At 70.4% G+C, this 10034-nt stretch carries 10 protein-coding genes, 2 tRNA genes and 1 pseudogene; all 13 read right to left on the bottom strand.

Annotation, left to right across the window (positions count from 1 at the left end; translation table 11 throughout):
* Positions 1-11 precede the first annotated feature (11 nt).
* Positions 12-1343, bottom strand: a complete 1332-nt coding sequence (gene clpX, locus ABZE72_RS13220) for an ATP-dependent Clp protease ATP-binding subunit ClpX (RefSeq protein WP_372729498.1) — start codon at positions 1341-1343, stop codon at positions 12-14.
* Positions 1344-1524: 181 nt separating this feature from the next.
* Positions 1525-2136: an ATP-dependent Clp protease proteolytic subunit gene (locus ABZE72_RS13215; RefSeq protein ID WP_372729497.1), complete on the bottom strand. Its 612-nt coding sequence runs from the start codon at positions 2134-2136 to the stop codon at positions 1525-1527.
* 1 nt (position 2137) lies between these two features.
* Positions 2138-2746: an ATP-dependent Clp protease proteolytic subunit gene (locus ABZE72_RS13210; protein WP_372729500.1), complete on the bottom strand. Its 609-nt coding sequence runs from the start codon at positions 2744-2746 to the stop codon at positions 2138-2140.
* Positions 2747-2858: 112 nt separating this feature from the next.
* Positions 2859-3341, bottom strand: a complete 483-nt coding sequence (locus tag ABZE72_RS13205; RefSeq protein WP_372729496.1) for an SRPBCC family protein — start codon at positions 3339-3341, stop codon at positions 2859-2861.
* Entirely contained in the window at positions 3338-4549 is a 1212-nt protein-coding gene (locus ABZE72_RS13200) for an esterase/lipase family protein (RefSeq protein WP_372729495.1), read from the bottom strand. The genes ABZE72_RS13205 and ABZE72_RS13200 overlap by 4 nt, the downstream gene beginning before the upstream one ends.
* 106 nt (positions 4550-4655) lie before the next feature.
* Positions 4656-6035: a trigger factor gene (gene tig / locus ABZE72_RS13195; protein ID WP_372729499.1), complete on the bottom strand. Its 1380-nt coding sequence runs from the start codon at positions 6033-6035 to the stop codon at positions 4656-4658.
* Between the two features lie 36 nt (positions 6036-6071).
* Positions 6072-6144 (bottom strand) — tRNA-Pro (locus ABZE72_RS13190).
* 24 nt (positions 6145-6168) lie between these two features.
* A tRNA-Gly gene (locus tag ABZE72_RS13185) sits at positions 6169-6239 on the bottom strand.
* Between the two features lie 62 nt (positions 6240-6301).
* Positions 6302-7414, bottom strand: a complete 1113-nt coding sequence (locus ABZE72_RS13180; RefSeq protein WP_372729494.1) for a PP2C family protein-serine/threonine phosphatase — start codon at positions 7412-7414, stop codon at positions 6302-6304.
* A 42-nt stretch (positions 7415-7456) separates the two neighbouring features.
* Positions 7457-8311 carry an Fpg/Nei family DNA glycosylase gene (locus ABZE72_RS13175; protein WP_372729493.1) on the bottom strand — a complete coding sequence of 285 codons (855 nt, stop codon included), beginning with the start codon at positions 8309-8311 and terminating at the stop codon, positions 7457-7459.
* Positions 8304-8816 (bottom strand): ribose-5-phosphate isomerase, encoded by a 513-nt coding sequence (locus ABZE72_RS13170; protein WP_372729492.1) that lies wholly within the window; start codon positions 8814-8816, stop codon positions 8304-8306. The genes ABZE72_RS13175 and ABZE72_RS13170 overlap by 8 nt, the downstream gene beginning before the upstream one ends.
* A gap of 25 nt (positions 8817-8841) precedes the next feature.
* Positions 8842-9741: an alpha/beta hydrolase gene (locus ABZE72_RS13165; protein WP_372729491.1), complete on the bottom strand. Its 900-nt coding sequence runs from the start codon at positions 9739-9741 to the stop codon at positions 8842-8844.
* A 4-nt stretch (positions 9742-9745) separates the two neighbouring features.
* Positions 9746-10034: pseudogene (locus ABZE72_RS13160) on the bottom strand (hypothetical protein); the annotation flags it as partial.

Raw genomic sequence — 10034 nt, 5'->3', positions numbered from 1 at the left:
GTTTCCTGGGTTCAGTCGAGCGCGGCCGGGTCCACGACCCGGCCGACCGCCGGAGGCCGCTCGGCGGACTTCTTCTTCTTCGCCTCGGTCTCGCGCGGGATCAGCGTCGGCGAGACGCCGTCCAGCACGACCTCGGCCGAGACGACGACCTTGGCGATGTCGCCGCGGGAGGGCACGTCGTACATCACGTGGAGGAGGACCTCCTCGATGATCGCGCGCAGCCCGCGGGCACCGGTGCCACGCTCGAGCGCCTTGTCGGCGATCGCCTCGATGGCGTCCTGGGTGAACTCGAGCTCGACCCCGTCGAGGTCGAACAGCTTCTGGTACTGCTTGACCAGCGCGTTGCGGGGCTCGGTGAGGATCTGCACGAGCGCCGCCTGGTCGAGCTTGCTGACGCTCGCGATCAGCGGCAGGCGACCGATGAACTCGGGGATCAGGCCGAACTTGGTCAGGTCCTCCGGGCGCACCAGCGTCAGCAGGTCCTCGGCCTCCTTCTCGGCCGCGCCGCGGACCTCGGCGGTGAAGCCCAGCGTCTTCTTCCCGACCCGCTGCTCGATGATGTGCTCGAGCCCGGAGAACGCACCGCCGACGACGAAGAGGATGTTCGTGGTGTCGATCTGGATGAACTCCTGGTGCGGGTGCTTGCGGCCACCCTGCGGCGGGACCGAGGCCGTCGTGCCCTCGATGATCTTCAGCAGCGCCTGCTGCACACCCTCACCGGAGACGTCACGGGTGATCGAGGGGTTCTCCGCCTTGCGGGCGACCTTGTCGATCTCGTCGATGTAGATGATGCCGGTCTCGGCCTTCTTGACGTCGTAGTCGGCCGCCTGGATCAGCTTGAGGAGGATGTTCTCCACGTCCTCACCGACGTACCCGGCCTCGGTCAGGGCGGTGGCGTCGGCGATCGCGAACGGCACGTTGAGCATCCGGGCCAGGGTCTGGGCCAGGTAGGTCTTGCCGCAGCCGGTGGGGCCGATCACGAGGATGTTCGACTTGGCGACCTCGACCGACTCCTCCTTGCTGTGCTTGCCCGCCACGGGCTGGAGACCGGCCTGGACCCGCTTGTAGTGGTTGTAGACCGCCACGGCCAGGGACTTCTTGGCGTGCTCCTGGCCGATGACGTAGGAGTTGAGGAACTCGAAGATCTCCTTCGGCTTGGGCAGCTCGTCGAGGGAGACCTCGGCGCCCTCGCTCAGCTCCTCCTCGATGATCTCGTTGCAGAGGTCGATGCACTCGTCGCAGATGTAGACGCCGGGGCCCGCGATCAGCTTCTTGACCTGCTTCTGGCTCTTCCCGCAGAAGGAACACTTCAGCAGGTCGCCTCCGTCACCAATACGTGCCACGGGCGGTCATCCTCCGATTCGGCCGGCGCGTCGCGTGCCGGGCTGTCGTACGTCCAACTGGGGTGTGTCGGGTCCTGCGGTGCGGCTGCAGGCCGAGGATCCTGCGAGCGATCCGACGGTACCCCCTGCCACCCCCCGAAGGCAGGCGGACACGGGGAACACCGTCGGATCGCTCATCGCGTCATCCCGCGATCGCGGGGGTGCCCTTGAGCGACTCGAGGACCGCGTCGATCAGGCCGTACTCCACGGCGCCCTCCGCGGTGAGGATCTTGTCGCGCTCGATGTCCCGGCTGACCTGCTCGAGGGGTCGGCCGCTGTGCTCGCTGATCATCTTCTCGAGCAGGTCGCGCATCCGCAGGATCTCGTTGGCCTGGATCTCGATGTCCGAGGTCTGGCCGAACGTGCCCTCGGTGTAGGGCTGGTGGATGAGGATCCGGCTGTTCGGCAGCGCCAGCCGCTTGCCGGGCGTGCCGGCGGCGAGCAGGATCGCCGCCGCCGAGGCGGCCTGACCGAGGCAGACGGTCTGGACGTCGGGCTTGATGAACTTCATCGTGTCGTAGATCGCCGTCAACGCGGTGAACGAGCCACCCGGCGAGTTGATGTAGATGTTGATGTCCTGGTCGGGGTTCATCGACTGCAGGCACAGGAGCTGCGCGATCACGGCGTTCGCCACGTCGTCGGAGATCGGCGTGCCGAGGTAGATGATGCGCTCCTCGAAGAGCTTGCCGTACGGGTCGATCCGTCGGAAGCCGTACGACGTGCGCTCTTCCCACTGCGGGATGTAGTAGTTCATGTCAGTTGTCCTTGCTGTGGGCCGGGCGGCCGTCGTCGGCTGCCTCACGGGCGCTCTTGATGACCTGGTCGACCAAGCCGTACTCGAGGGCCTGGTCGGCCGTGAACCAGCGGTCGCGGTCGGCGTCGTTCTCGATCTGCTCGACGCTCTGGCCGGTGTGCTCGGCGATCAGCTCGAGCAGGACCTTCTTGATGTGCAGGGACTGCTGCGCCTGGATCTTGATGTCCGAGGCGGAACCACCCATGCCGGAGGACGGCTGGTGCATCATGATGCGCGCGTGCGGCAGGGCGTAGCGCTTGCCCTTGGTGCCGGCGCAGAGGAGGAACTGGCCCATCGAGGCGGCCAGCCCCATCCCGACGGTGGCCACGTCGTTGGGGATGTAGTTCATGGTGTCGTAGATCGCCATGCCGGCGTCCACCGAGCCACCGGGGCTGTTGATGTGGAGGAAGATGTCGGCCTCGGGGTCCTCCGCCGAGAGCAGCAGCAGCTGGGCACAGATCGCGTTCGCGTTCTGGTCGCGGACCTCGGAGCCGAGGAAGATGATCCGCTCGCGCAGCAGGCGCTGGTAGATGTGGTCGTCGAGGACATTGAAGCCCGCGCCACCGTTCATCTGGGGAGCAGGCGTGGGGCTGGGATTCTGGGTCACGGTAGCGACCCTAGCCCGAAGGTCCGACAGTTCCACGGCTTATCCGCCGCTGTTCGCCGACAGCGGATTTCGCGGCTCAGTCGGACTCGGCCGCTGCCCTGAGCCGCTGGACGGTCCGGAGCATGCCCGCCTCGAGCTCGTCGGCGTGACTCACCGAGCCGCCGAGCGCCACCGGGGCGGTCACCCGGCTGAGCAGGGTCAGGCTCGTGGGCACCGGACGTCGGTGCACGACCCGGGTGCCCCCCGCGCCGTCCGGCTCGATCTCCCAGATCCAGCGGGCGCCACTGGTCGTGGTGTCCCAGGCCAGGCGGCGACCGGGTTCGAGCACCACGAGGACGTTGCGGGTGGGCCACACCGCCAGCTTGCGTCGGTTGAGCCCGAGGTACCACTGCCCGACCCGGAGGCCGCCCGGCTTGAGCGGGATCATCCGGAGCAGCTCGGGGCTCCAGGCCGGCATCCGCGACACGTCGCTGAGCAGCTCCCACACCCGCTCCGGCGGGGCGGCCACCTGCGCCTCGGCCCTGAGCTCACGGTCAGCGCCCCTGCTGCGGTCGGTCATGCCAGCCACTCTCGCATGGCCTCGTGCACGGCGACATGGTTGAGCAGACCGAAGTGGTCGGTCCGGCCGACGTGCAGCACCTCGGCGCCGGGGAACAGCTCGGCGCCGTACCGGTCGCGCCCGTACGCCGAGCCCACCCGCACGAGCAGGTCGCCCACCACGTGGCCCACCGGGTGGCGCGGCGACCGGGTCAGGGTTGCCGCCACCAGCCGGTAGCGAGCGTTCGGCAACGGCGGCACGTCCTCGGCGAGACCGGCCACCAGGTCGTGCACACCGAGCGAGCGCCAGTCCAGGATCCGACCGAAGGCGGAGGTCTCCGGGAGCCGGCCCAGTCCCCGCGAACCGTGCCCGATCCCCCAGGCGATCGGGGCACCCAGATGAGGCGTGCCGAGCGTGATCACGTCGGAGACGAGATCGGTCCACGGCCGATCCGCCTCGGTGACCACCGCTCCCCCGGCCCGGATCACCAGACCGCCCATCGAGTGGCCGACCAGCGCGATCCGGCTCACCGGGACCGGCCACTCCTCGACCAGCCGCTGCATCAGGGCGGCGAGCTCCACCCCGCTCGCCCGCAGGCCGAGCCCGGTGTTGTTGCGCAGGAAGACGGGGGTCCAGCCGCGGGTCGCCAGCGCCTCGCCGTACGTAGTGCCCAGCGTCACGCGGTTCTTGTTCCAGTACGACTCGGTCTCGCAGAGGCCGTGCAGGAAGACCACCAGGCGACCGGAGGCCTCCGAGAACGCCTCGGCCAGGCTCGGCGTCTCGAGCGGGACGTCGCGCGCCTCGACCCGCACGCCCATCGAGATCGCCAGTCGCGGCCTCTCGTGGACCAGCCGGTCGCCGATCAGCCCGTTGACCGCCGAGCTGACGAACCGGCCGCGCGGGCCGTCCTCCAGTCGCGGACCGACCCCGGCCGCCGCGACCGCGTCGAGCCCGCTCGAGGCCGCCCGCAGTCCCATCCCGAGCCCGCCGTAGACGGCGGCCGCGATGCCCCGGTGCAGGGCGTCGGGCACGCTCGCCGCCCCGCCCGTCGTACGACGGGTGAGGGTGCCGACCCGGTCGGCGATGGCATCGTGCGTGTCGCGGGCGGTCCGCACCACCAGCTCGTCGACCGTCTCGCAGAGCAGGGAGAGGGCGTCGAGGACCCCGGGGCCCGGAGCTGGGGTGGGGGTTGCCGTCAGGGTCGCGGCGGGGGACGCGGTACGGGTCATGACGGCAGCCTAGCCGTTCTGAGTGCACGATCGTTCACTGAACACGGCCATGAAATGCACGAACCCGCCCGGTCTCCCGGGCGGGTTCGTCACGAGCTGGTGAGGATCAGGCCTCGTCGGTGGCCTCGGCGGCCTCGTCGCCCTCGGCGCCGGGCTCACCGATCGTGCCGTCGGGCAGGAGCAGCTTCAGCTCGACGGGCGCACCGTTGCTGTCCTTGACGACGGCCGACTCCACGATCTGCGCGAGCGCCTTCCCGCGGAGGATCTCCTGGACCATGTCCGGGATGTGGTTGTGCTCGAACATGTGGTTCGCGAACTCCTGCGGGTCCTGACCGGACTGCTGGGCACGGCGGACCAGGTGCTGGGAGAGCTCGTTCTGGTCGACGCCGAGCTCGGCGGTCTTGGCGACCTCGTCCAGGATGAACTGCGCCGCGACGGCTTCGCGGACGCGACGGTCCAGGTCGGCCTCGAACTCCTCGACGGTCTGCTTCTCGTCCTCGAGGTACTTCTCCATGGTGATCCCGGCCATCGCGAGCTGCTGCTCGATGTTCTGGCGACGCGCGTTGAGCTCGTCGGTGACCATCGTCTCGGGCAGCGGGACCTCGACCTGGTCGAGGAGCTTCTCCAGGACGGCGTCACGGGCAGCAGCGGCCTGCTCGAGGCGCTTGCCCCGGCCCAGGCGCTCGCGCACGTCCGCGGTGAGCTCCTCGGCGGTGTCGAACTCCGAGGCCAGCTGGGCGAACTCGTCGTCGAACTCGGGCAGCTCCTGCTCCTGGACCTGGGTCACGGCCACCTCGACGTCGACGTCCTCGCCGACCAGGTCACCGCCCACCAACTGGGAGGAGAAGGTCTTCTCGTCGCCGGCGGACATGCCGGTCAGGGCCTCGTCGAGGCCGTCGAGCATGCCGCCGCGACCGACCTGGTAGGACATGCCGGACACCTCGGCGCCCTCGAGCACCTCGCCGTCCCGCTTGGCCCGGAGGTCGAGCACGACGAAGTCGCCCTCGGCCGCGGGACGCTCCACGTCGTTGAGGGTGGCGAACCGCTCGCGCAGCGCCTGCACCTGCTCCTCGACGTCGGCGTCGGTGATCTCGATCGCCTCGACCTCGGCCTCCAGGCCGTCGTACGACGGGAGGGTGATCTCGGGCTTGACGTCGACCTCGGCGGTGAACTCGAGCGCCTCGTTGTCCTCGAACTTGGTGACCTCGATCTCCGGCTGCGTCAGCGGCTGGAGCGAGTTCTCCTGGAGGGCCTCGATGTACATCTTCGGGAGGGCGTCGTTGATCGCCTCGTCGAGGACGGCGCCGCGGCCGACCTGACGGTCGATGACGGAGGGCGGGACCTTGCCGCGACGGAAACCGGGCACGTTGATCTGCTGCGCGATCTTCTTGTAGGCCGCGTCGAGGCTCGGCTTGAGCTCCTCGAAGGGCACCTCGACGGTCAGCTTGGCCCGGGTCGGGCTCAAGGTCTCGACGGCGCTCTTCACAGGTGTTCTCCTCATCGAATCAAGTGTGGTGGTGCGTCGGGGCGACAGGACTCGAACCTGCGATCTCCTGCTCCCAAAGCAGGCGCGCTAGCCACTACGCTACGCCCCGCCAAGTGGCCTCTTGCCTCTTGAGAGCGGATGGAGGGAATCGAACCCTCGTCATCAGTTTGGAAAACTGAGGCTCTACCATTGAGCTACATCCGCACGCATCAATTTGCGGTCACATCGTGCCACACGATGCGCCAACCCCCGTAACCGAGGGGGCCTCAGCGGCGGTGGACGAGCAACAGCGCCCGGTCGTCGTGCTTCGACCCCAGGGCCTCGACCAGCCGGGCCGCCCCGCCGTTGTAGTTGCCGCGCAGCAGCCGCTCCGCCTGCCCCAGCATCCGGTCGATGCCCAGATCGACGTCGCGGGTCGGGGTCTCGACCATGCCGTCGGTGTAGAGCAGCATCGCGTCGCCACGACGGAGCACCCCCGAGGCACTGCTGAACTCCGCCCGCTCCATCAGCCCGAGCACCGGCCCCTGCGTCTCCACCACCGTCCACCGGCCCGAGCCGGCGGTCAGGTGGACGGCCGGCGGGTGGCCCGCGGTCCGCAGCTCGTAGGCGCCCGTGCCCAGGTCCAGCGAGAGGTGCACCGCCGTGGCGAACCCCTCGGTCCAGTTCTGGCGCATCAGGTAGTCGTTGGCCGCCGGCAGGAAGTCCGCGGGAGGCAGGGCGTTCAGCAGTCCCCCCATGGCGCCGGAGAGGAGCAGCGCCCGGGTCCCGGCCTGCTCGCCCTTGCCCGAGACGTCGACGACGGCGACCTCGAGGCGGTCGCCGTGCGGGTTGGCGGTGACGATGAAGTCCCCCGCGAACGGCGTGCCGCCCGCCGAGCGCAGCGCGGACTCGACGTACCAGGTCTCCGGCAGGGCCGGGATGACGCCGTGGCCGAGGATCCGGTCCCGCAGGTCGACCAGCATCGACTCCCCCAGCACGCCCGCGACCCCGAGTCGCGAGCGACGGAAGGACATGAGCAGGGTGAGCACGCCGAGCATCACCATCACCCCGACCGCGGCACCGGTGCGGATGTCGATGGTCCGGTACTGGCCGGCGACCGCGATGGCGAGCATCACCAGGAAGAACACGACGAACCACGGCAGCGACCGTGGGCTGAGCATCAGGCTGCCGACCAGCAGCGGGAGGACCAACGAGTTCAGCGGCACGACCTCCGGAGCCAGCAGGATCAGGACGGTCAGCGTGAGACCGGTCAGCACCAGCCACGCGAGCAGGCCGTTCTCCAGGCCTGCCCCGCGTCGGGCGACGAGCCGCCACGGCTCACGCCGCCGGGCAGGTCGATCCCTCCGGGCAGGCCGCTCGGTCTGGGGAAAGGCCGTCATCGGGGTCCTCGGCAGGGGGTCGGGGGCTTGCATGACACGGGATCACACCAAGGAGCGCGACCGGAACCGGGGCTGGCATCGGGGACACCAGAACAGGTTTCGGCCTTGCAGCACATCAGTCCTCACGATGCTGCCACAGACATGACACGGCTGGGAGGTCCGTCGGTAGACGTAGACCTCGCCGCCGTGGTCGTCGACCCGGGGCGCACGCCCCATCGCCGCAGGCGTGTGCTCGGGGCGCACCGTGTCGATCCGGCCGGTCCGGACGCCCTCGGCCATCAGGACCACCAGGTCCTCCCAGAGCGCCGTGAACTGACCGACCCGCAGGGTCGCCCCGGGCCGCAGCGGGTGCAGGCGGTGCCGGAAGAGCAGTTCGGCGCGGTACACGTTGCCGACCCCGGCGATGACGCTCTGGTCCATCAGCAAGGCGCCGATCGGCGCCTTGCTCCGGCGGATCCGCTCCCAGGCCCGCGTCGGGTCCGCGTCCGGCCGGATCGGGTCCGGCCCGGACCTCGCCGCCACCGCGTCCCGCTGCTCGCCGGTCACCAGCTCGCACGTCGTGGCGCCCCGCAGATCGGCGTACGCCGCCTCGCGACCGCCGCCGACCGGTGCCGTCATCCGCAGGCGCACCTGACCGACCGGCTCAGGCACGCTCGGGACCGCAGCATGCACCGCGAACGTCCCGTAGAGACCCAGGTGCACGTGGACGTACTCCTCGCCCTCGAAGGCGACGAAGAGGTGCTTCCCCCAGGCCTCGGCCCCCAGGAGCACCCGCCCGTCGAGCAGGGCCGCGGAGTCGACGAAGCGCCCCTGCGGGCTGCCCACCCGGACGGCCCGCCCGGCGAAGGCGTCCCTCAGCTCGCCGGCCAGACGATGGAGGGTGTGCCCCTCAGGCATCGTCCCGGGGTCCACCGAGAGCCGACTCGGGAAGCGGGGGCAGCTCGCGCGTGGTCTCGTAGCTCGAGAGCTGCGCGATCCGGCGGGCGTGCCGCTCCTCCCCGGTGTACGGGGTGGCCAGGAAGACCTCGACGAACCGGGTCATCTCCTCCAGCGTGTGCATCCGGCCGCCGACCGAGATGACGTTGGCGTCGTTGTGCTCGCGCGCCAGGACCGCGGTCTCCTCCGACCACACCAGCGCCGAGCGGATGCCGATCACCTTGTTGGCCGCGATCTGCTCGCCGTTCCCGGAGCCACCGATCACGACGCCCAGGCTGTCCCCGCCCGCAGCCCGCTCGGCGGCGACCTCCTCGGCCGCCCGGAGGCAGAAGACGGGGTAGTCGTCGAGGGCGTCGTAGACGAAGGGGCCGTGGTCGATGACCTCGTGACCCTGGTCGGCGAGCCACCGCAGGAGGTGGTCCTTGAGGTCGAGGCCGGCATGGTCGGAGCCGATGTGCACGCGCATGGCCGAATTCTCGCAGAGCCCCGACTCAGGCATGCAGGCGGAGGAACCCTGCCACCTGCCGCGTCAGCGGCTCGGCGGCGTGGAAGGCGTCGACGTGGCGCCAGAAGCCGTGCACTTGGCCGAGGTAACGGGTGGCCACGACCTCGACGTCGCGCTCCGCGAGGGCCAGGGCGAGCGCCTCGCCCTCGTCGCGCAACGGGTCCTGCTCGGCGGTCACCACCAGGGTCGGCGGCAGTTCGGCGAGCCGGTCGGAGCGCAGCGGTGCGAGGTCCGGGTGCTCGAGGTCGGCCGGGCTCGCGGCGTACTGCTCCCAGTACCAGGCGGCCTCACGGGGCCGGAACCCGTCCGCGGAGGTGTCGTACGACGGGAACCCCAGCTCGGGGTCGAGGAACGGGTAGACCAGCGCGAGGGCGCGCACCCGGCCCGGGTTGCGCAGGGCGGCCACCAGGGCCAGGTTCCCGCCGGCGCTGTCGCCGTGCAGGAACGTCGCTCCCCGCGCCCACTCGTCCGTGCGGGCGCGGAGGTGGGCCAGCACGATGTCCACGTCCTCCACCGCGGCGGGGAACGGGTGCTCCGGCGCCAGGCGGTAGTCGACGCTGAGCACCGCGAGGCCGCTGCGGTTGGCCAACCGACGAGCCGCCGCGTCGTGCACCTCGAGGTCGTGGAAGACGAAGCCGCCGCCGTGCAGGTGCACCACGATCCCCGGGCTGCCGGTGTCGGCGCCCTCGAGGCGAGGCCGGTAGAGACGGCAGGGCACACCGTCGGCGTCGAGGTCCACGACCTCGGCGACCTCCTCGCGCTCCTCGGCGAGCGCCAGGGCCCGCGCCTCGGCCCGGGCGGCGGCGATGTCGAAGTCCGCGGCCCAGACCGGCTTCGAGCGGGCGGCCTCGGCGACGGCGCGGCGAGCCTGGGGGTAGAGCGCCACGGGATCAGCGCTGCATCAGCGCGTCGAGGCCGACCGCGACGGCGGCTGCCACCCGGAAGTCGACCCGCTGGTCGGGCACGGTGACCGTGTAGCGGTCACGCAGGGTCATCTGTCGCTCACTGGACATCAGCCGGCTGCCGTTCGGGGCGACGAAGTCGAAGTGGACGGGCAGGAACGGGAGCTCGGTGAAGCGGCGCAGCAGCGCCACGGCCTGGCTGCGTTCCTGGCCGACGCCGGCATAACCGGGCCCCTCGAGGTGGTACGTCGAGCGCATCAGGCTCGCCCCGAACTCC

It is taken from the genome of Nocardioides sp., assembly GCF_041600255.1.
Classification (GTDB): domain Bacteria; phylum Actinomycetota; class Actinomycetes; order Propionibacteriales; family Nocardioidaceae; genus Nocardioides.
Note: the sequence above shows the minus strand (reverse complement) of the source record. Positions and strands in the feature narration are given on the sequence as shown.